The 20,934-nt window shown below is 65.8% G+C and carries 16 protein-coding genes and 1 tRNA gene; 9 read left to right on the top strand and 8 right to left on the bottom strand.

Going from position 1 to position 20,934, the window contains the following annotated elements; translation table 11 throughout:
• Nucleotides 1-2: 2 nt before the first annotated feature.
• Together ABIC32_RS10940 and ABIC32_RS10935 are read right to left on the bottom strand one after the other, a co-directional pair.
• Nucleotides 3-3,074: a TonB-dependent receptor domain-containing protein gene (locus ABIC32_RS10940; protein ID WP_354074181.1), complete on the bottom strand. Its 3,072-nt coding sequence runs from the start codon at nucleotides 3,072-3,074 to the stop codon at nucleotides 3-5.
• Nucleotides 3,075-3,136: 62 nt separating this feature from the next.
• Nucleotides 3,137-4,489, bottom strand: coding sequence for a dicarboxylate/amino acid:cation symporter (locus tag ABIC32_RS10935; protein WP_502909342.1), 1,353 nt, complete (start codon nucleotides 4,487-4,489; stop codon nucleotides 3,137-3,139).
• A gap of 414 nt (nucleotides 4,490-4,903) precedes the next feature.
• Here ABIC32_RS10935 and ABIC32_RS10930 point away from each other — a divergent pair, with 414 nt between their 5' ends.
• Together ABIC32_RS10930 and ABIC32_RS10925 are read left to right on the top strand one after the other, a co-directional pair.
• Nucleotides 4,904-6,562: a sensor histidine kinase gene (locus tag ABIC32_RS10930; protein ID WP_502909336.1), complete on the top strand. Its 1,659-nt coding sequence runs from the start codon at nucleotides 4,904-4,906 to the stop codon at nucleotides 6,560-6,562.
• Nucleotides 6,562-7,908: a sigma-54-dependent transcriptional regulator gene (locus ABIC32_RS10925; protein ID WP_354074179.1), complete on the top strand. Its 1,347-nt coding sequence runs from the start codon at nucleotides 6,562-6,564 to the stop codon at nucleotides 7,906-7,908. Before ABIC32_RS10930 ends, ABIC32_RS10925 begins: the two co-directional genes overlap by 1 nt.
• A 4-nt stretch (nucleotides 7,909-7,912) precedes the next feature.
• On the opposite strand, the gene ABIC32_RS10920 is transcribed toward ABIC32_RS10925, so the two are convergent.
• Nucleotides 7,913-8,004: transfer RNA gene (locus tag ABIC32_RS10920), tRNA-Ser, on the bottom strand.
• 138 nt (nucleotides 8,005-8,142) lie between these two features.
• On the opposite strand from ABIC32_RS10920, the gene ABIC32_RS10915 reads away from it, so the two are divergent.
• The 4 genes from ABIC32_RS10915 to ABIC32_RS10900 are packed head-to-tail and all read left to right on the top strand — an operon-like array spanning nucleotide 8,143 to nucleotide 12,948.
• Nucleotides 8,143-9,627, top strand: a complete 1,485-nt coding sequence (locus ABIC32_RS10915) for an exopolysaccharide biosynthesis polyprenyl glycosylphosphotransferase (RefSeq protein WP_354074178.1) — start codon at nucleotides 8,143-8,145, stop codon at nucleotides 9,625-9,627.
• Between the two features lie 11 nt (nucleotides 9,628-9,638).
• Nucleotides 9,639-11,084: a lipopolysaccharide biosynthesis protein gene (locus ABIC32_RS10910; protein WP_502909341.1), complete on the top strand. Its 1,446-nt coding sequence runs from the start codon at nucleotides 9,639-9,641 to the stop codon at nucleotides 11,082-11,084.
• Entirely contained in the window at nucleotides 11,081-12,013 is a 933-nt protein-coding gene (locus ABIC32_RS10905) for a glycosyltransferase family 2 protein (protein WP_307511620.1), read from the top strand. The genes ABIC32_RS10910 and ABIC32_RS10905 overlap by 4 nt, the downstream gene beginning before the upstream one ends.
• Before the next feature lie 2 nt (nucleotides 12,014-12,015).
• Nucleotides 12,016-12,948: a glycosyltransferase family 2 protein gene (locus tag ABIC32_RS10900; RefSeq protein ID WP_307511622.1), complete on the top strand. Its 933-nt coding sequence runs from the start codon at nucleotides 12,016-12,018 to the stop codon at nucleotides 12,946-12,948.
• Here the strand turns inward: ABIC32_RS10900 and ABIC32_RS10895 are convergent, their stop codons facing one another.
• The 4 genes from ABIC32_RS10895 to ABIC32_RS10880 all read right to left on the bottom strand — a co-directional run bounded on the left by ABIC32_RS10895 (nucleotide 12,949) and on the right by ABIC32_RS10880 (nucleotide 17,438).
• On the bottom strand, nucleotides 12,949-13,452 hold the full coding sequence (locus tag ABIC32_RS10895; protein WP_307511624.1) for a DUF1543 domain-containing protein: 504 nt from the start codon (nucleotides 13,450-13,452) through the stop codon (nucleotides 12,949-12,951).
• 11 nt (nucleotides 13,453-13,463) lie between these two features.
• The gene (locus tag ABIC32_RS10890; RefSeq protein ID WP_354074176.1) at nucleotides 13,464-15,128 is read right to left on the bottom strand and encodes an FAD/NAD(P)-binding protein; all 1,665 of its coding nucleotides are present in this window, start codon (nucleotides 15,126-15,128) and stop codon (nucleotides 13,464-13,466) included.
• 121 nt (nucleotides 15,129-15,249) lie between these two features.
• Nucleotides 15,250-15,951 (bottom strand): P-loop NTPase family protein, encoded by a 702-nt coding sequence (locus ABIC32_RS10885; protein ID WP_354074175.1) that lies wholly within the window; start codon nucleotides 15,949-15,951, stop codon nucleotides 15,250-15,252.
• 47 nt (nucleotides 15,952-15,998) lie between these two features.
• Nucleotides 15,999-17,438, bottom strand: a complete 1,440-nt coding sequence (locus tag ABIC32_RS10880; RefSeq protein WP_354074174.1) for a GumC family protein — start codon at nucleotides 17,436-17,438, stop codon at nucleotides 15,999-16,001.
• A 121-nt stretch (nucleotides 17,439-17,559) separates the two neighbouring features.
• Between ABIC32_RS10880 and ABIC32_RS10875 the strand changes: the two genes are divergently transcribed.
• The gene (locus tag ABIC32_RS10875) at nucleotides 17,560-18,309 is read left to right on the top strand and encodes a polysaccharide biosynthesis/export family protein (RefSeq protein WP_354074173.1); all 750 of its coding nucleotides are present in this window, start codon (nucleotides 17,560-17,562) and stop codon (nucleotides 18,307-18,309) included.
• Nucleotides 18,310-18,317: 8 nt separating this feature from the next.
• On the opposite strand, the gene ABIC32_RS10870 is transcribed toward ABIC32_RS10875, so the two are convergent.
• The gene (locus ABIC32_RS10870) at nucleotides 18,318-18,623 is read right to left on the bottom strand and encodes a sel1 repeat family protein (protein WP_354074172.1); all 306 of its coding nucleotides are present in this window, start codon (nucleotides 18,621-18,623) and stop codon (nucleotides 18,318-18,320) included.
• A 316-nt stretch (nucleotides 18,624-18,939) separates the two neighbouring features.
• Here ABIC32_RS10870 and ABIC32_RS10865 point away from each other — a divergent pair, with 316 nt between their 5' ends.
• Nucleotides 18,940-19,524: an RcnB family protein gene (locus tag ABIC32_RS10865; RefSeq protein ID WP_174084953.1), complete on the top strand. Its 585-nt coding sequence runs from the start codon at nucleotides 18,940-18,942 to the stop codon at nucleotides 19,522-19,524.
• Nucleotides 19,525-19,686: 162 nt separating this feature from the next.
• Nucleotides 19,687-20,781, top strand: coding sequence for an RcnB family protein (locus ABIC32_RS10860; protein WP_354074171.1), 1,095 nt, complete (start codon nucleotides 19,687-19,689; stop codon nucleotides 20,779-20,781).
• Nucleotides 20,782-20,934: the final 153 nt, after the last annotated feature.

Here is a 20,934-nt window from a genome sequence, read left to right as displayed (position 1 = left end):
TCTTAGAACGTCTTGGAGATGTTGGCGTACCAGTAGCGGCCGTAGGGATTGTAGAGCGCACCCAGATAGCCAGACGAAGTCAACGGCGGCTGCTCGTCAGTGATGTTGCGAGCCCCCAGGCGAACCGTTGTGCCGGACGCAAAGCCGGCGTTGTCGCCGAACTCATACTGACCATACAGATTGCCAGTGATCTGGCTATCGACCTGCCAGGAGTCGCCTTGGGCGCTGAGGAAGCCGGTTTCGGTGACGGCGCTGTTGTACTGGGTGAATGCGCCCACCTGCCATGGCCCTTGCGACCAGGTGAACGAGCCCGTCACCCGCCATTCCGGCCGGCCGTTGCGAGCCAACAGGGTCTGAGAGATCGGCAGCGGCGTGTTCGCATTGATCTGGCCGGCTTCACGCGCTGCGAAGAGCGACTCGACCAAGGGGCCGGGAGAACGGTCGAACTTCGTCAGATGAGCCGCATTCACGCTGGCGCGGAAGTTGCCCCAGGGCGTGCCGCGCAGTCGCCACTGAAGACCGATGTCGAGCCCCTCTACCGTCTGCGGCAGCAGGTTTATGAACTGGTCTTCGACCGAGACGATCTGTCCGACAGGAGTGATTCCGCTGCCCTGGAAGAAGGCGATGTCGTCGGCCGTCACCGCAGCCCGGTTGACGTTGTCGTTCCGCGTGCCGTTCAGGATGTTCAGGTAGTCCAGCACGACGTTCGACTGCGCGCCCAGCAGACCAACGATCTTCTCTTGCTCGATCTTCCAGCGGTCCAGCGTGAAGGTGAAGCGGCCGAACTGCTCGGGAATGAACCAGGGCTGCAACACCAGGCCGATGGACTGGTTGGTGCTTTCCTCGGGCTGAAGCTCGGGATTGCCCGACACCAGCAGCGAAGCGCTGGCGGGTTGCGAACATTGGTTGAAGTTGGTGATCCGACCCAGGCGCAGATCGGCCTCGCAGCGGATGTAATCGTTATTGGTCGATAGACGCCCGTATTGCGCCGCGTTGGTCTGTTCCAGGTTTGGGGCGCGGAAGCCCTCGGAATACGAGCCCCGGACGCGCACGCCTTCGACCAGGTCCCAAGCCATGGCGATCTTGGGCTTGGCCACATCGCCGAAGTCGGAATAGTGCTCGTATCGACCGGCCAGTTGGAAATCGAGACTGCGAACCAGCGGGATGTTCATCTCGGGCGAAACGACAGGCACAGCGAACTCGACATAGGCCGAGTAGACCTCGCGCTTGCCGTAGGTATCGGGGTTTGAGCTGACCGCAGCGATATTGGACTGGCTGATCTCGCCCGACACGCTGTCGCGGAAGACGTTGGTGCCGTCCAGATCGGCATCGCGGTCGTCACGCTGAGTTTCCCGACGCGCCTCGACGCCCAGTGCCATACCGACAGGCCCGGCCGGTAACGCGAAGACATCCGCACGACTGAGCTTGAAGTCCCACAGCGCCAGCGTTGTCTTGGAGACCCGCGTCAGGTCGGTCGTAATGGCGTCGATCGCGGCCTGAGAACTGGGCGTGCAATCGCCGAAGCTGGTATCGTTCACACAGCCGCCGCTGAACGGATTGTAGGCGTCGGGCGTCGAGAGGGCGAGATTGGCCTGAAGCGCGGTCAGATTGACGGCGTTCGAGCTGTCGGTGGCCTCGGCTTCCGAATACAGCAGCGCGCTTTCCCAATCGAAGCCGCGCCATTCGCCCCGCAGGCCGCCCAGGAAGCGGGACTGCCAGTTGTCGACATCCACCACCTGGGCGCCCAGATCGTTGAAGCGATACCGAACCAGCTTAACAGCCGTTCCGGCTGTCGGGACGTTTGTCAGGCCAGCGAGACGATTGGGATTGCGCGTGCCGTCGGCAAAGGTGACGGGACCGAACGGATTCCAGTAGTTGCTGGCTGGAATCCAGAGCGGGTTCAGCAGGATGGTGGGCGGCTGAATATTCTGGGTCGACGCCGTGTAATAGCCGAGTTCGCCAAAGGCCGTGACGCCGTTGTCGAGATCGTAGTGACCCGACACGAACAGGTTCAACCGTTCGATATCCGGCGATTGGGTGGTGCCCCGCGCCCCGTCATAGCGCAACTCGCGGCCGGCGCCGCTGTAGCTGATATTGCCGCTGGCCAGGCAAACATCACCCCCAACCGGCGCGGTGCAGCCGAAGCTGGAAGGCTGATTGTGGAAGGCGCCGGCGCCGGTCGTCAGGGCAGTCGTGCCCCGACGGACTTGGAACGGCGTCTGGAAGTTGGCCCAGGCTGTATAGGAAGAGCGCCCGTCGGTGTCGGTCGAATTCTCATAGCCCGGCACGTTGGCGAACAGGCTGCGGCGGTCGTCCGAGGCGGTATAGGGCTCGTCGCTGGCCTGCTGGGCGGTGCGGTTGGTGTAGTCGAGGAAGCCAGACAGATTGCCCCGCTCGAAATCCTTGCCGGCAAACATCCCGAAGGTGAACTCTCGGCGATGCGTGCCCTCCGCGCCGCCGTACTGGGCCTTCATCTCCAAGCCATCGAAATCCTGCTGAAGCACCGTGTTCACGACGCCCGCGACCGCATCCGCGCCATAGATGGCGGCAGCGCCGTCCAGCAGAACCTCCAACCGCTCCAACCCAGAGACCGGAATGGCGTTGGAGTTGTAGCTGAGCACGGGCACCGTGCCGGTGTCTGACGTCCCTTGGCTGGTGGGGTGCTGAACGATCCGACGTCCGTTCAAGAGCACCAGGGTGTTGCCCACCCCGAGCGAGCGCAGATTGACCGAGTTGACGTCGCCTCGCGCTGCGTTCGAGGTTTGAGGATTGTTGGCGCTGGAGAACAGCACATCGCCCATCTGGGGAATGGACCGCAGCAGATCATCGCCGCTGACGGCGCCGGTCGCGATGATTTCTTCCTGCGTGACGACGGTCACCGGTAGAGCCGCCGTGGTGGAGGCGCCGCGGATTTGAGAGCCGACGACGACGATGTCCTCGACCTGAGCCGCCTCGCCCTCCTGCGCTGGCGTGGACTGAGGCGCGGCGTCCTGAGCCAGAGCCGCTCCCGCCGAGACCAGCAGGACAGCCGAGGCCGCGCCCGCCATCAGTGCGAACTTGGATTGCATCTTCATGTTTCCTCCTCCCGGGCCGTCGTTATGTCGGCGGTCCCGTCCTTCAAAAGTCGTTCTCGCCGTCAGTCCTTGGCGAGAACCAGATCGTCTCCAGGCCCCGCCGCAGGGTCAGGCAGCGCCGCCACCGGCAAGGGATGTCCGTCCAGCGCGGCCTTAAGGGCGTCGCGATCCAGCGCGTTCTCCCAGCGGGCCACGACGATGGTGGCCACGGCGTTGCCGATGAAGTTGGTCAGGGCCCGGCATTCGCTCATGAAGCGGTCGATGCCCAGGATCAGCGCCATGCCTGCGACTGGCACATCCGGCACGACCGACAGGGTCGCCGCCAAGGTGATGAAGCCCGCGCCCGTGATGCCCGCTGCGCCTTTCGAGCTGAGCATGGCGACCAGCAGAAGCGTGATCTGCTGCCAGATGGTGAGTTCGATGTTCAGCGCCTGAGCAATGAACAGAGCCGCCATCGTCATATAGATGTTGGTGCCGTCCAGATTGAACGAATAGCCGGTCGGCACGACCAGGCCGACGACCGACTTGGCGGCGCCCGCGCGTTCCATCTTGGAGATCAGGCTGGGCAGAGCCGCCTCTGAACTGGAAGTGCCCAGCACCAGCAGAAGCTCTTCCTTGAGGTAACGGATCAGCTTGAGAATGTTGAAGCCGTTGGCGACGCCCACCAGACCCAGCACGCCCAAGACGAAGATGATCGCGGTGACGTAGAAGGTCACGATCAAGGCGGCCAGATTGGCGATCGATGCGATGCCATAGGCGCCGATCGTAAAAGCGAAGGCCCCGAAGGCGCCGATGGGCGCAGCCTTCATCACGATGGCGACCAACTTGAACACGGCAAGGCTGAGGGTCTCGAACAGATCGACCACCGGCTGGGCCCGTTCGCCCACCAACGCCAGGGCGAGGCCAAACAGGATCGACACGAACAGAACCTGCAGGATGTTGCCGGTCGAGAAGGCGCTGACCAGCGTGTCGGGAATGACGCCCATCAGGAAGCCGACGATCGTGCTCTCGTGCGCGGCCGCCGCATACTGCTCGACGGCGCCGGCGTTCAATGTCGCCGGGTCGATGTTCAGACCATGGCCCGGACGCACCAGATTGGCGATGATCAAACCGACGATCAGAGCCAGGGTCGAGAAGACCAGGAAGTAGGCGAAAGCCTTGGCGGCGACGCGACCGACGCTTCCAAGATCACGCATGCCGGCGATGCCGGTCACGATGGTCAGGAAGATCACCGGCGCGATCACCATCTTCACCAGTTTGATAAATCCGTCGCCCAGCGGCTTCAAGCTTTCGCCGATTGTCGGCCAGAAGTGACCGATCAGGGCGCCGAGCGCGATGGCGATCAGCACCTGGAAATACAGGTGGCGATAGAACGGCCGGCGAACGACCGGCGCGGCCTCTGACGGGACTGAGATCACGAAGGGCTCCTGATGTGCGGGGGGTGATCCCGCAGTCTCCTCGATGGGCGCGATCTTCGCCACGCTCCGTTGGATAGAGCTTCCAACGAGAACCATCATCGCGAAAGTGATTGATCGAACGTCTCCATCTTTATGATAACCAAGCACTTTCTATGAAAGCGGGAGCGTTTATCGAGATATCTGTGCGGTTTTTCACCCAGGCGACTGGTCCTTACGTGCGATTATCCGCACACTAGGAACGTGCAGCATTCACCTGTCATGGGCTCGGCTCGAAAACCTTGGCGCTCCCGTTGGCCGATAACGGCGGGGGCTTGGTTCACGATCGCCGTCCTGGCGGCTTTCGGGGCGGGCGAGGTCGCTCGGCGTGATGCTCAGATCGAACTGGCTCGACAGACAGAGGCGGCCGCCGCCTTGCACGCGGCCGTGCTACGCAGCGAACTGGAAAAGCACCGCTCCCTGCCCCTAGCGTTGGCGAGCGATCCCGACATCGCCGCCCTGCTGAGCGCCCCGCAGACTGCCAAGGGCGATCCTGTCAGCCTTAAACTGGAGACTTTGGCGCGTCAGACACGGGCCGCCGCCATCTATATCATCGACGCCAACGGCCGGACCCGCGCCGCCAGCAACTGGCGCCTGCCGACCAGTTTCGTCGGCGCCGACTATGGGTTTCGCCCTTATTTCATCAACGCCATGCGCCAGGGCCAGGCAGAGTTCTTCGCCTTGGGCACCGTGTCCGGCCGACCCGGGCTCTATCTGGCGCGGCGGGTTGATGGGTCGAGCGGCTCCGCCGTGGGCGTCGTCGTGGTCAAGGTCGAATTCGCCACTCTCGAGGCCGAATGGCGCGCGTCAGGTGAGCCGGCCTATGTTGTCGATCCCGGCGGCGTCGTGCTGATCACCAGCGTGCCGGCATGGCGTTTCCGCACCACAGAAGCGCTGGACGAACGTCGACGGCGGCTGACATTGACCGATCAGACGCTTCAACCCGAGGCGTTGCGCCCCCTCCCCTTCGTAACGCCCCCCAATGATCGACCGCGTCTGATCCAGGCTCCAGTCGATGGCCGCGAGCAGCGCTGGATGCATGCGGCGATCCCGACGGAGACGCCCGGCTGGACTCTGCACCTGCTGTCGCCGGATCGCGGATCCATTGGGACGGCCGTCGCAACCGCGCGGGCGCTTGCGGCCCTGATCGTCACCCTGCTGGCAGGCGTCATCGTCGTGCTCCTGCGTCGTCGGCATCAGGCCCTTGTCCGCGCTCGTGCCGAGGAAGAGGCGCGGCTGGAACTGGAGAGGCTGATTGACGAACGCACCCACGAGCTTCGTGACGCCAATGCCGCCCTCAATCGTCAGATCGAGGAACGCCGCCGAGCCGAGACCGCACGCGAACTGCTGCGTGACGAGCTGGTTCAAGCCAGCAAACTCGCCGCCCTGGGGCAGATCGTCGCCAGCGTGGCGCACGAGATCAATCAACCCGTCGCCGCCATCCAGACCCAGGCAGAGACCGCCGGTGTCCTGCTCGACCGCGACGACCCCGCCAAGGCGCGTGGCGCGTTGGCGCGGATCAGCGATCTGACCCAGCGAATCGGCGCCATCACTGAAGGCCTGAGGGTCTTTTCCAGAAAGTCAGATCCCAAAATCGGCATCGTCCGTCTGGAGGACGCGATCCACGGCGCCTTGCTGCTGACGCGCGGCCGATTGGACGAGGGCGGCGTCGAATTGATCCGCGAAGGCGACGCAGACGTCACAGTGCGCGCCGACCGCTTTCGCCTGGAACAGGTGATCGTCAATCTGGTCAAGAACGCCTCAGAAGCGCTGGAAGGCTGCGACCGGCCGCGACTAACGCTGAGGGTCTCGCGCGCCAAGGACCGTGTTCGATTGAGCATTTCCGACAATGGTCCCGGCGTCCCGCCCGCTGTGCGCGCCCAACTGTTCACGCCCTTTGTCACTACACGCGCAAATGGCCTCGGCTTGGGCCTGGTCATCTGTCGAGATCTGATCGCCGGTTTCGGCGGCGAGCTTGACTTGGTCGACGAGGACATCGGAGCGACGTTTGTCGCCACGCTGAGGATCGCGTGATGGAATTTGCTCGCCCCACTGCCGTCGCTCTGATCGAGGACGACGCCGATTTTCGCCATGCCTTGGTCGAGCGCCTGACCTTGGAAGGTTACGACGTCCGCCCTTTTCCGGGGGCCGAAACTGCATTGAGAGCGATTGACGCCGATTTCCCGGGCGTTGTCATCACCGACCTGCGGATGCCCGGCCTTGATGGCCGCCAGTTGCTCAGCCGCCTCCAGGCTTTGGACGCGGCCCTGCCGATCATCATGATCACTGGCCATGGCGATATCACCGACGCCGTCGCAGCGATGAAGGACGGTGCCTACGACTTTGTCGCCAAGCCTTTTCCGTTTGAGCGCCTTCAGGACAGCTTGAGCCGCGCGCTGGAAAAACGCGGCCTGGTGCTGGAAAACCGTCGCCTGCTGGCGATGGCTTCGGAGAGCGGACAGGAACTGCCCCTGGCGGGATCGTCGCGCGCCATCACCGCCCTCCGCGCCACCATCGCTCAGATCGCCGACGCCCGGATGGACGTGCTGATCGAAGGCGAAACCGGGACAGGAAAGGAGGCCGTTGCGCGCGCCCTGCACAACGGCGGCCGGCGGCGATTGGCGCCTTTCGTCGCCGTCAACTGCGGCGCCCTGCCTGATGGGCTGATCGAGAGCGAACTGTTTGGACACGAACTCGGCGCCTTCGCCGGAGCTTTGCGCCGCAGGGTCGGGCACGTCGAACGGGCGCACAACGGCTCACTGTTTCTGGACGAGGTCGAGAGCATGCCTCTGGCCGTTCAAGTCAAGATTCTGCGTGTCCTGGAAGAACGCGAAGTCCATCCGATCGGAGCCAACGAGCCCCGCGCCTTAGATTTGCGTGTCCTGGCGTCGTCAAAGATCGATCTGGGCGAAGCCGCGCGCGCGGGCGCTTTTCGCGAAGACCTCTATTACCGTCTGAACGTGGTGAGGCTCCGCGTACCGCCTCTGCGCGAACGGCGAGAAGATATTCCCCTGCTGTTCGCCCACTTCCTGCGTCGCGCGGCGGACCGCCACGGCGTCGATATTCCCTCTATAAGCGACAGCGTAAGACGCCTGCTGGTCGAGGCCGACTGGCCCGGCAATATCCGCGAACTGGCGCATTTCGCCGAACGCGTCGCCTTATCACTCGATGACAATACCCGCGCGCCCGATGACGGCCTGAGTCTTCCCGACCGCGTCAACAGGTTCGAAGGCGAATTGCTGCGCGACGCGCTACAGTCCCATCGAGGGGACATATCCGCAGTGCTCGCCGAAATGCAGGTTCCGAGGAAGACGCTGTACGACAAGCTGCAGCGGCACGGGCTGAAGCCGGCGGCGTTCAGGTCCGACAAGGCGACTTAAAGAATGGCGGAGACGGAGGGATTCGAACCCTCGGTACCCCTTACGGGGTACGACGATTTAGCAAACCGTTGCCTTCAGCCACTCGGCCACGTCTCCTGCGAGGGCGTCGATAGCGGAGGCTGATGCGTCGCGCAATCCGGTTCGAGAGAAAGCGTCCACGTTAACGCGACATAGAGGCCAAAGCGGCAGTATCGCGTCCATCATTCGCCCTCCGGATCGCTGCTGGATCGCCTTTTGCTCGACCGTCCCGCCAATCTCGCCACCGACACGCCGCTGAAGAGCCGGCCGTCGCGCGGGCCGTTCCGCCCGGAGATTTGGCTGAATGCGCGCGAGCGATCTTCCGTGCGGCTGTCGGCGCACTATTTTCGGCTGATCGACGTGCTGATGGTCTGCGGATTGGCGTTCAGCGCGGTCCTGGCGATCCAGCCGACGGGCTTGGCCTCGATTACGGTCGGCGACGCCGCGCCCGTGGTCGTGGGCGCCGTTTTGGTGCTCGTGCTGATGCGCGCGCTTCAGCTTTATCGATTCGGACGCGACACGCCCTGGCCTCTGCACATGACGGGCGTTGTGGGCGTGGGAGTCGTCTCGGCCGGCGTGGCGCTGTTGCTGGGTTGGCTGCTGGACCGCCCGGCGCTGGACGTCATTGCGCCCTGGGCGCTGACGACGACGGCCGCCGTGGCGCTGTTGCACGGCCTGTGGCTGGCCGTCATTGCGCGCTGGCGTCGGCTAGGCGTGCTGTCGCCCAACATTGTCATCGTCGGCGCGACCCGACACGCGCGACGTCTGATCGAACAGGCGCTGGAGCGGCGTGACATGAATGTGCTGGGCGTGTTCGACGACCGGCTGGCCCGATCGCCCGACAGCGTCGCCGGCGTGCCGGTGCTGGGGACCGCCAAGGCCCTGTTGACCCACCGGCTGACGCCCTATGTCGACCGGATCGTCCTGGCCATCGATCCGGAGGCGGGCCAGCGCGTGCGCGACCTGACGCAGACCTTGAACGCCCTGCCCAATCCGCTGACGGTCTTGGTCGGTTCGGAACTGGGTCGCAACGGGCTGCTGAACAGGCTGGCGAATGCGCCGCTTGCGTCTCTGGATGGTCCTGCGGACCCGGACCGCCGCGCCTTCAACAAGCGAATCCAGGATCTGGTGCTCGGCGCCGTCGCCCTGGTCGTCGCTGCACCCATCATGGCCCTGGTCGCCCTGGCGGTAAAGCTGGACAGCCCTGGCCCTGTCTTCTTCCGCCAGCGCCGTCACGGCTTCAATCACGAGACTATTGTCGTGTGGAAGTTCCGCTCCATGCGCCACGCCGCCGCCGATGCGACCGCCAGCCGCCAGGTCTGCGCCGACGACGACCGCGTGACCCGTGTCGGCCGCTTCATCCGCGCCACCAGCCTGGATGAACTACCTCAGATCTTCAACGTCCTGTCGGGCGAGATGTCTCTGGTCGGCCCCCGCCCCCACGCCATCGGCATGAAGACCGGCGAGACCGAATCCGCCCTGCTGGTGGCCGAATACGCCCATCGCCACCGCATCAAGCCCGGCATGACCGGCTGGGCCGCCATCAAGGGCTCGCGCGGACCGGTGGACACCGAGGCCCAGGTGCGCGAGCGCGTCCAGCTGGACATCGAATATATCGAGCGCCAGTCCTTCTGGCTGGACCTGTGGGTCATCGCCGTCACAATCCCCGTCCTGCTGGGCGACCGGGCGGCCGTACGTTGAGCGAGAAGCGCATGTTCTGGCGCGGCGTCTGGGGCTATCTGCCGGCCCAGATCGTCCAGGGGGTCGTCGGTTTTCTGACGATCTTCGTCTTTACGCGCCTGCTCAGCGCCGACGACTTCGGCCATTACGCCCTGGCGTTTTCGGTCACGACCCTGGCCCACACCGTCACCTTCACCTGGCTGGAGGCGTCGATGGCGCGCTTCTGGGCGGCCGAGCGCACGCCCGAGGGATTGGCGACCCATTTCGCCAGTCTGTACCGCACTTCGTTCACGATCATCGCCGTCTTCACCCCGATCGCGGCCCTGATCGTGTGGCTGGCGCCGCTGACGACGGCGTTCAAGATCGCCGTCGCCTTCGGCCTGGCCGGCGCGCCCGTACGCAATCTCGCCAAGCTGGCGCAGGAGCGGTATCGCGCGGCGGGCGAGGTGTCGAAATCCGCCGCCGTGGACATCGGGGTCGCCGTCTTGGGGTTCCTGGTCGGGGCCGGGTTCGCCCTGGCCGGCGCCGGCGCCGCATCGCCTCTGTTGGGACTGGCCATCGCGCCCCTGTTCGCCCTGCCCTTCATCCTGCCGGGCGAGTTGCGTCAGTCGACGGGCGGGACCGTGGATCGCACGCGGCTGAAGGCCTATGCCCTCTACGGCTATCCGATCGCGGCATCGCTGACGCTGGCGCTGGTGCTGGCCTCGACGGATCGGTTTCTGCTGGCCGCCTTCATGGATGCGGCGGCGGTCGGCGCCTATCACGCCAGCTACAGCCTGGCGAACCGGACGCTGGACGTCATCTTCATCTGGCTGGGGGCGGCCGGAGCGCCGGCCATGGTCATGGCGCTGGAGCGCGGCGGGCGCGAGGCGCTGCGTCAGACGGCCATCGAGCAGGGTTCGACCCTGATCCTGATCGGCCTGCCTGCCGCCGTGGGCCTGTCGCTGGTCGCGCGACCGCTGGCGGAGTTGATGATCGGCCAGGATCTGCGCGCCGCCGCTGCGCTGGTGACGCCGTGGATCGCGGCCTCGTCCTTCCTGTCAGGCATGATCGCCTATTACTTCGGCTTCGGCTTCACGCTGGGCAAGAAGACCGGGCTGCTGCTGGTGACGATGGCGATCCCGGCGCTTTGCAATGTGGCGCTGAACCTGGTGCTGATCCCCCGCATGGGCGTGACCGGCGCGGCCGTTTCGACCGCCGCCAGCTTCGCCATCGGCCTTCTGTCCTGCATCCTGCTCAGCCGCCGCGCCATCGCCCTGCCGATGCCGTGGGAGGCGCTGATCCGTTGCGGGATCGCCTCCGCCGTCATGGCCGGGGTCGTCGGGTTGCTGCCGCCGCTGGGCGGTTTCTTGGAGCTTATGCTGGACGCGAGCGTGGGCGGCGTTGTCTATGCCGTTGTGGCCTTGACGCTGAACGCCGCCGGGGTGCGTGACGTGTTGCTGCGCCTGATCCGCGCGCGCCGGAGCGTGACGGCATGAGCGCTCAGATTCACGACAACGCCGCCTGGGCTCAGGCGACGCCGACGATCTCGGTCCTGATCCCCTTCCTGCGCGACGATCCGCAAGAACTGCTGCGTCAGTTGAACACCGAGGCCCCGGCCCTGTCCGGCGCGGTCGAGCTGATCCTACTGGACGACGGCACCGTCGACGCTGATCTGACGACCCGGCTTCAGGCGACCAACGACGCTCTGCATCTGCCCGTCCGCCTCATCACCCTGGCCGCCAACGAGGGCCGCGCCACGGGCCGCAACCGGCTGACAACCGCCGCGCGCGGCGAGGCCTATCTGTTCCTCGACAGCGACATGCGGCCCGACACGTCGGTCTTTCTGCAAAGCTGGCTGCGACTGGTAAGCGACAGCGGGCCCGCCGTGGCCTTCGGCGGCTTCTCGCTGGATCAGGCGCCGACCGACGCGCGGTTCGCCGTCCACCGCGCCCTGTCCGGCGCCTCGGAATGCCTGCCCGCGTCACAGCGCGCCCTAACGCCCGAGAAATACGTCTATACCTCCAACCTGCTGGTACGCCGCGACGTGTTCGCCGCCGAGTCCTTCGACCCCGGCTTCAGCGGTTGGGGCTGGGAAGACGTGGAATGGGCCATGCGCGTCTCGCGCCGATTTCCCGTCGTCCACATCGATAATCCCGCCACCCATATGGGCCTGGACACGGTCGAGGATCTGGCGCGCAAATTCGACCAGGGCGCCGGCAACTTCGCCCGCGTCGTCGCCCTGCACCCCGCCATCGTCCAGACCTATCCCAGCTACAAGGCCGCGCGCGCCCTGAAACGCCTGCCTGCCCTGCCCCTGGCGCGCCGTCTGATGAAACAGGCCGCCCTGACGGTGGCCCTGCCGGTCAAGGCCCGCGCCTTCGCGCTCAGGCTCTACCGCGCCGCCGTCTATGCGGACGCCGTCTGATCATGCGCAACGTGGCCGTCATCATCCCGACCCTGCGCCGCCCCGACAGCCTGAAGCGTGCCATGCGCTCGGTCTTCACACAGAGCGGATCGCTGCACCGCGTGGCCGCCATCGTCGTCGCCGACAACGACGCCGACGGATCGGCCGCCCCCCTGATCGAACGGCTGCGCGCCGAGGCGCCCGTGCCCCTGACCTACACCCACGCCCCCGTCCCCGGCGTGGCGACGGCGCGGAACGTGGGCCTTGCCGCCACCGACGCGCCCCTGATCGCCTTCTTGGACGACGACGAAGCCGCCTCTCCCGGCTGGCTCGCCGCCCTGCTGAACGCCCAAGTCCAGACCGGCGCCGATGTCGTCTTCGGCCCCATTCGCGGGCGGGTACCGGAAAACACCGGCTGGACGACCGCGTATCTGGAGCGCTTCTTTGGTCGCGACGGCCCGCACGACACGGGTCTGACCGACGACATCCACGGCTGCGGCAACAGTCTTATGGTGCGCGCGACCGCCCTGCCCGGCGAGGCCCCGTTCGACGTCGCCATGAACGAGACGGGCGGAGAGGACGATCGGCTGTTCACCGCCCTGTCGGCGCGCGGCGGCCGCTTCGGCTGGGCCGCCGAGGCTTGGGTGGATGAGTTCGCCCCGCCCCACCGCGCCACGCTGACCTACGCCCTGACCCGCGCCTTCGCCTATGGCCAGAGCCCGACCCAAATGGCCGCAGACCGCGGCGATTGGCCCGGCGTTGTCAAATGGATGGTGGTCGGGCTGGCCCAGACCGGGATTTGGGGCGCCGCATCGCTGCTGGCCGCCCTCTTTCGCCGCTCGAACCGCGCCCACACCTACGACCGCTGCGCGCGTGGCCTCGGCAAAGTCTTCTGGACCAAGGGCTTCGAGCCGAAACTCTATGGCGCGGCGATGCTGAAGCGCCCCACGGCCTGATCAGCGGATCGGCATGTAGCGGCAGGTGAAGTCTGGATCGCCGCTCATCAGGCTGGGCTTGAGGTGGATGTACAGACGTTCAGCGCCTGCAACGTCGTCCAGCGCAAACGCCTGTTCGGCCTCATACATCTCGTCGCGATGCGCGTCCGTCCAACCCTTTGCCAGTTTGATGGCGCGCGCTTTGGCCGCCGGCAGGCTATCGGCGACGACGAAAACATTGCGGTGCTGCTCGGCGAACGCCACCCCATCATAGCCGCCCAGGTTCACGTAATAGAGCTTTTCCTTCCCCTCGAACGGTGTGGGAAGCAGGCTGATGTCGTAGCCGTCCGCCTGCGAAATCTCCGACCAGCAATCGATGTGCAACGTCCCTTCGCGTCCCCACCACTGCGCCAGCAAGGCGTCTTTCGTCGCTTCGATCGTGGGGGCGACGAGGAAGCGCATATCGTGGACCTCGATATTCGCGCCGGGGTGTTCCCCGCCGATGTAGATCGCAAACAGCTTCATTCGTCCTCGCGTCAGGCCGCCGTATCGGCGTGATCGACCGCAGGCTTTGCGGTATTCAGGATCAACGCCAGTCGCCGACCGACGATCCCGCCCATTTCGTGCGAACTGGTGATCCCTTGCGCAAAGGGATGCCGCCCCATGATGAACGGCAGGCTGAGGCAGAACAGCCGATCCATCGGCAGGGGCGCATCGACCGGCCGGAAGAGGTCATCGACCGCAATCCCCCGGACCACGTCGGGCGCATCGTTGGCGACCTGATCTCGAACGATCCCCTGCTCCAGCAGCGACAGGAACGGAAACTGGATGCCGCTCAGGGCCGCCTGACCCGTCGCCTCGATGAAGATCGGATAATGACGCGTTTCACCGTTGATCGTGACGCGAGCCCCGCCTTCGGGACAACGCGTATCGACGTCGTGATCATCGCCCAAGGCGATGACGTTCAGCCGTCCGGCGGCGTGCAGCGCCAGCATCCGCTCGATCGATTCGTGCGGCACGCCGGCGTAGATATCGACGAAGATCGGCTTGAAGGCGCGGCTGAACCGCTCGAACTCGGCGCTGCCCAGATGCGGCACGATGACGGCGACGATCTCGTGCATGCGAAGGATGCCGTCGCGCCAGGCCACGGTCACCTGTGCGGCATGGTTCGCCTGCGCCTCCTTCAGGTTCGCGGCGGCCCAGACAAACGGATCGACCGCCGCGCGGCGAGCGAAATAGGCCTCGGCGAAGGTTTCCAGCGTCGCGTCATGCAGTCCCGTCTCCGCGGCATAGTCAGGGTCCAGATGGATCAGCTCGGTTCGAAACAGGTCGAACACGGCGTCCAACAGCCCGTCAGGGCCGCGCGCCACAGCCGCAGCGACAGCCTCGGGCGTGCAATAGGTCAGCGGGCCATGCGGCAGCGGAAAATAGAAGTCCGCCTCGGGCAGCAGCCCCTTTCGCGACATCATGCCGACGTGAAAATCTTCGGTATCCGGCGCCGGCTGATAGATCAGCCGATCGTCCCGCCGAACGAAGTCGCCATGGGACGTGGCCAAGGCCACGGCCGCATCGATGGCCGTCAACGATGATCCCCGAACGCCGATGCGTGTCGCCGGAACATCCGCGAGGTCGGATGCAGGCCATGGGCTGAGGAAATATCCGGGCTGCGCGTCCGGCCGCGACGGCCACTGGTGACCCGTCGCCAGAACCACATGGTCGAACACAGCCCTGGCGACCTTTTGCGACGGCGGCGATGTGAAGGTCAGTTCGATCCCATCCCTGCGGTTCGCCGCGTCGATGACCCGACATCCCGTCCGCACATCGATGAGAACGCCCTTGGCGCGGGCCTGCTGAACCAAGGTGGCGAACTGACTTTCGAAATACCGCCCCAAGGCGACACGCGGGACAAAGGTGCGCTCATCGAGAGACGCCCCATCCACGTCCAGCTCTGCCAGTTCGGTGGGCGTTCGTGTCGACAGCCAGTCGGCCAGCGTGTCCTGCAATGGCGGGATTTCGATGCTGGCGATGTTGGACAGCATCGCCGGGTCGTTCCAGTCCGGGCTGTAGGGGCTGCCGCAGCCAGCCGTCTCGCGCGCCTCGAACACCGTGACCCGCGCCGAGACGACGCCTTGGGACAGAAGGGCATGAAGGGCGTAAAGCGTCGTCGGCCCCGCGCCGACGAATGCGACGGACTTTGTCATGGCCACACAATGCGCGACGCACGCAAAGGCGCCGCCTCCGCGCTCGATTTCAGCGCAACCGCTTCCTTTTCCAGCCGAATGTGCGGAATCGGACGCCGGAAACGTCACCTCAGAAGCGGCTTCAGCCCATCAGCCGCTGCAGGAAACCCGGCGCCTTGTAGGTCGAGCGGTTCATGACCACGCCGGCGATCTTGCCGCCGACGGCTTCGATCTCGTCACGCAGGATGACCGGCGCGTGGGCGGCGGTGCTTTCGGCCGCGATCACCAAGACCGTCATGTCCACGAAGGGCGCCAAGATGATCGCCATGTCGTTGCGGTCGGCGGCGGGCGCGTCGATGACGATGGTGTCGGCGTGGGGCCGCAGGGCCTCCCAGTAACGGGGCTCTCCGACCGCCTCGACCCGGTGACCGGATCGCAGCGCCTCCATGTGGAAATGCGTCACCCACAGGCGGCCGCCCAGGCAGGACCGCGCCGTCAGCAGCCGCGAATGCGGCACAGGCTTGCCGTCGCGCCCGGTCACGCGCGGCGTCACGGCGTAGAAGCTTGAGCCGTCGGGCGATCCTTGCGCGGCCTTGCCGACTTGACCGAACCGATCCGGCTCGGCCGACACCGTTTCCAACTGCCCCTGTTGCGCCAGATCGCCGTCGATAAGCCAGACGGGCTTGCGCGCCCGCACCGCCGCCAGCCGGGCGAATTCGCGCGCCACAGTCGAGACGCCCTCGCCGGTCGCAGCGGAGGCGAACTGGATCACGCGCGCGCGGTGCGCCGGCGCCGGTCCCAGCGCCGCCCAAAGGCCCGCCATTTCTGAAGTCAGGTCGACCATCGAATCGCCAAGGCGCTCCCTAAGCCCTCAGCCTAGCACGAGTTTCGCTAGGCCGCCTTGGCCGGCGCGACGGCCAGGACCGGCATATCCAGCGTGCGGCTGACCGAGGCCGGGGTCGTGAAGCCGCGACGCGTGAACACGCGCAACAGCCCGACGCACAGGGCGGTGAAACCCGCGAACAGGAAGGCCGCCGCCAGCAGTGGGATTTTCAGGCTCTTGCCCGTCGCCGGCGGCTGGGCGCGTTCAATGACGGTGACGTTGTCGGCGCCGGCGGCGACCAGGGCGTTATCGGCGCGGCTCTGCGTCTCTCTTTGCTGGAACTCTCGGATGGAGGCGCTCAGCACCTCGCGATTGCCGGCCAGGGTCGTGTTCTCGGATTCCAGTGCCGTCAGCCGCGCCTGCCGCGAACGGATGTCGGCCAGTTGCCGATCCAGAACCGCCAGACGCGCCGCCAGCGAGTCGCGCTCAGCCCGGGTGTTGATCCGCGTGGTTTCCAGCTCGGTCCAGACGGGGTTCGGTCCGGTGCGGACCTCCTTGGCCCCGACGGCCGTGCCGGTCGCGACATAGGCTTGCAGTTGATTGATCCGCGCCTCGATGTCCTTCACCGGCTGGGCGTCGGGCTGATAACGCGACAACAGCTGCTCGCGTTCGGTGCGCAGTTGCAGCACCTGGTCCTGGGCCGAGATGTTCAGATCCTGCTGCAGCGCCACCTCCGCCGGCGTTCCCGCCTGCTGCGCCACTAGGGTGTTCAGCCGCTGGGCGGTCTGGTCCAACTGGCTTTGTGTCGACATCCGGTCGGTGAAGACCGTCTGATAGGTCGCCGCCAGCGTCGCCTTGGCCGCCGTAAAGTCGCCGATGTCATTGGAGGCCAGGAAGGCCTCATAAGCCCTATCCGCATTACCGAGTTCATCCTCGAAGGCGATGCGTTGGCTGGCGATGGCCGGCGTCTTGTCCTGGAAGACCTCGCGGCGATAGATCAGATATTGCTCGATGATCGTGTTTAGGATCCGGGCCGCCCGTTCGGGATCGTCGGCCTTGTAGGTCAAATGGATGACCGCGCTGCCCGGCGCCGTGGCGACGCCCAAGCCGCCGCCGACGGCCTTCAGCGCGGCGGATCGCGCGGCCTGCGGACTGCCCTTGGGCTGCTCGCCCAGTATGGCGGCGGGGCCCAGAGCCTCGACCACCTTCTGACGCACCGCGCTGGAGCCCAGGATGGCGGCTTCGGAGTTGGCGACCTCGTCGCCCTGTGGCGCTTGGCCCCGCTCGGCCGTGCCGACGCGCGGCTGATAGACGTATTCCTGACCCACACCCGCGAACACCGAGCCGGTAGCGGTGTAGCTCTTCTTCAGCGTCATGGCGGCGGCGAACCCCAGCCCCAGGATCACCACGAAGACGACGATCATCAGCAGCAGTTCGCGGAACAACAGGCCGATCACGTCCAGAACGCCGTAGCGCGGCCTTGTGGTGACGTGTGCGGTGGAGCGCATCGGGCGGGCCGAATCCCTTGAAAGGCGTGTAGTCCTAACCCTTCGCCCACCGGCGTTAACCGATGATTACCCATAACCGGCGACGTTGCCTGATATCCCTCGTCGAGGCCGACCGATTCCCATGCTGACCGATCGCCGCCTGTTTCTGCTGACCCTCGGTTCAGCCTCCATCGCCGCCTCGCTGGCGGCCTGCGGCGGGGCCGGCGGCGTTCCCGATCCCCGGCGCGCCGACCGGTCGCCCTACGACGCGCTCGCCGGCCTGCCCTTCGCCCTCTGGACGGACCAAGAGCCGGAATATTTGCTGTATCCCGGCGACGAGATCGAGGTGGCGACGCCGACCGCCTCGGAGCTGACGCGCACGCTCAAGGTCGGTCCCGACGGCCGTATCGCCCTGCCCCTGATCGGATCGGTCATGGCGGCGGATCGCACCCTGCCCCAGCTTCAGCAGGTCGTCTCTGCGGCCTATGCGACCCAGCTGGTGCGCCCTGTCGTCGAGGTCACCCTACGCCAGGCCGGCCCGATCCGCGTTTGGGTCGATGGCGAGGTGCGCAACCCTGGCGTCTTCGAAATGATCGGCGATCTGGACGCCTATCAGGCAGTAATCCAGGCTGGCGGGTTCGCCCCGACGTCGCGTCAGGACAGCGTGGCCCTGATCCGTCGCGGTCCCGGCGGATCACGCATGATGCGTGTGGTGGACCTGCGTCCGCGTCGCGGCGAGGTCGTGCCCTTGCGGCGTGGCGACATCGTCTTCGTGCCGCGTTCGACGCTGGGCGAACTGGCGGCCTTCTTCACCCAGGTGCGCGCCGCCCTGCCCATCGGCTTCAGCTATTCGATCAACGGATCGAACGGCAACGGCTACGCCCAGTTCTAGATGGTCGTTTAGGCGACCAGCTGAACGACGCCCTGGTCGATGTAGCGACGCGCGGCCTTCTGGGCCTCGGCGATCTCGTCGCGTTCCATCTCCAGGCTCATCTCGCGGCGATAGACGCGCGCCTCGATCGAACCCTTCATGGCCGCCAGGTTGAAGATCATGTGGGCCGACACCCGGTCCATCGGGCAACCGCCCGATCCGGCCGAATACATCATGCCCAGTTTGAACAGGTCGTCGCCGGACATGTCCGGGGTCGGCAGCGGCAGACCGTCGTCGCTGGCCTGCAGGTCGTGCGCCATTTCTTGCGCGTTCATCACCGTATCTCCTCAACGGGCGCCATTCTGGGCCCGCCTCTGAGACGCCATCAAATACCGGTGGTTTGAAGTTAAAGTTAACGGCGAAAGGCCTTGCCCGGACTTTTCAGTAAAGCAGAAATGAATACTTCCAACGGGATTCAGACCTCGGAAATCTCTGATAAATCTCTCGTATACGCCTCGCCGGCGCGGCCCACGCGCGCTACGCAAACCTGACGCGATCGTTCAGCGGGCATTCAGGCGCGAAATCCGACCTTGCTCATCATCAACGGGTCGGATCGGCACATCCGTCGGCGGCCCAGAATGGAGCACGAAGATGAACCGCCTCACCAAGGCCGCCGTCGTCGCCCTCGCCCTGTCGACCACGGCCGTGCCGATGCTCGTTCAGGCCCAGGACCGCGACCGCCGCGAGTATCGTCAGGATCGCCGTGACGACCGCCGCGACTTCCGCCAGGAACGCCGTGAAGATCGCCGCGATTGGCGCGACGGTCGCTATGACAGCCGCCAGGACTATCGTCGTGACCGCCGCGACGACCGCCGCGACTACTGGGCGGAACGCCGGGACGACCGTCGCGATTGGCGCAACGACCGCTGGGACCGCAACAACAGCAACTGGTGGCGCGGCCGCTCGGACTTCCGTGGCTACAACGGTCCGCGCTCGGGCTACTGGTATGCGCCCAGCTACGGCTACTACCGGGTCGAGCCGCGCTACAACGGCTATCGCTGGCGCACCGGCGGCTATCTGCCGGCGCAGTATCGCAGCTACTACGTCCGTGACCCCTATGTTTACGGCCTTCGCGAAGCCCCGCGCGGCTATCGTTACGTCCACGCCGGCAACGACATCCTGTTGATCGCTGTGGCCAGCGGTCTGATCGCCAGCGTCCTCTCGGGCGTCTATTAAGCCCCGTCATAACCGGACGATCGAACCCCGCAGGTCTTGCCTGCGGGGTTCTGCTTTTTCCGACAGCCCCTTGATTGCGAACAGTGTTCAGCCTGGGTTCATCGCCACGGATCGATGATCGCCTCAAGCCGCCGGAGACCCGGCGTGCAGGAACCAAAGACCATGAAACGCCTCCTGATGGCTTTCACCGCCATCGCCGCCGTCGCCGGCCCGCTTGCAGCTCCGATGCAAGCCCTCGCCCAGGAACAGGATCAGGCTCAGCAGGAACGGCCGCAGCGCGAAGGGCGCGCCCGCGGCATGAACCGGCCCGAGCGCCCGCAGATGGGTCGTGAGGACGGACCGCGCGAGCCTCGCTCAGAACGTCCCAGCCGACCCGCAAACGATACGCCCCGTGCCGAGCGCCCGTCGGGTGGCGAACGTCCCAATGCTGGCGGCCAACGTCCGGATCGTCCCGAAGGCGGATGGTCTCGGCCTGACCGCCCCAACACGGCCGGCCAGCGTCCCGACCGACCGGAAGGCGGCTGGAACCGCCCTGATCGCCCGAACACCGGCAGCCAGCGTCCGGATCGTCCCGAAGGCGGCTGGAACCGTCCCGATCGCCCAAACATCGGCGGCCAGCGTCCCGAGCGGCCCGAAGGAGGCTGGAACCGTCCCGATCGCCCAAACACCAGCGGCCAGCGTCCCGATCGCCCCGAAGGCGGCTGGAACCGACCTGATCGTCCGAACACTGGCGGCCAGCGTCCCGACCGCCCCGAAGGCGGCTGGAACCGACCCGATCGGCCCGACCGCCCAAATGCTGGCGGTCAACGCCCCGACCGTCCCGGAAACGGCTGGAACCGTCCCGACCGTCCGGGCTCGGGCTGGAACAACGGTCGTGACCGCGACCGTCAGCACCGCGAGTTCCGCCAGCGCTTCAACGGCGATCAATGGCGGCGGGATTTCTATCGCAACCACCGCTCGGACTGGTGGCGCAATGATCGGCGCTTCAGGGGTTACAACGGCGTGCGCGTCGGCTTCTACTTCGCGCCGGGCTGGGGCTACTACAGCGTGCCGCGCTCCTACTGGGGTCGGTCGTGGTCGGTCGGCCAGTATCTGCCGGATGCCTTCTGGCGCTATCAGCTGAACGACTGGCGCACCTATGGCCTGGGCTATCCGCCCGAGGGCACGCGCTGGGTCTCCGTCGACAACACCCTGTACCTGATCGACGAATACGACGGCTATATTATCGACGTCATCCGCGACGCCTGGCGCTGGTAGCGGCCTGACGTTTTTGAACTTCCGCCCGACGGCCCCGCGCCGTCGGGCTTTTTATTGCCCCGCTTCTCTGAAGGATTACAATCGTGACCCTCACGTGACCTTGGCCTGATGCGACATCTTGTAGGGCGTCACTCGATCGCAAGGTATTCGAAG

Origin of the sequence: Brevundimonas sp. 1080 (genome assembly GCF_040545985.1) — a bacterium.
Classification (GTDB): Bacteria; Pseudomonadota; Alphaproteobacteria; order Caulobacterales; family Caulobacteraceae; genus Brevundimonas.
The sequence above is the reverse complement of the archived record's forward strand: the minus strand, read 5'-3'. Positions and strand labels throughout refer to the sequence as shown.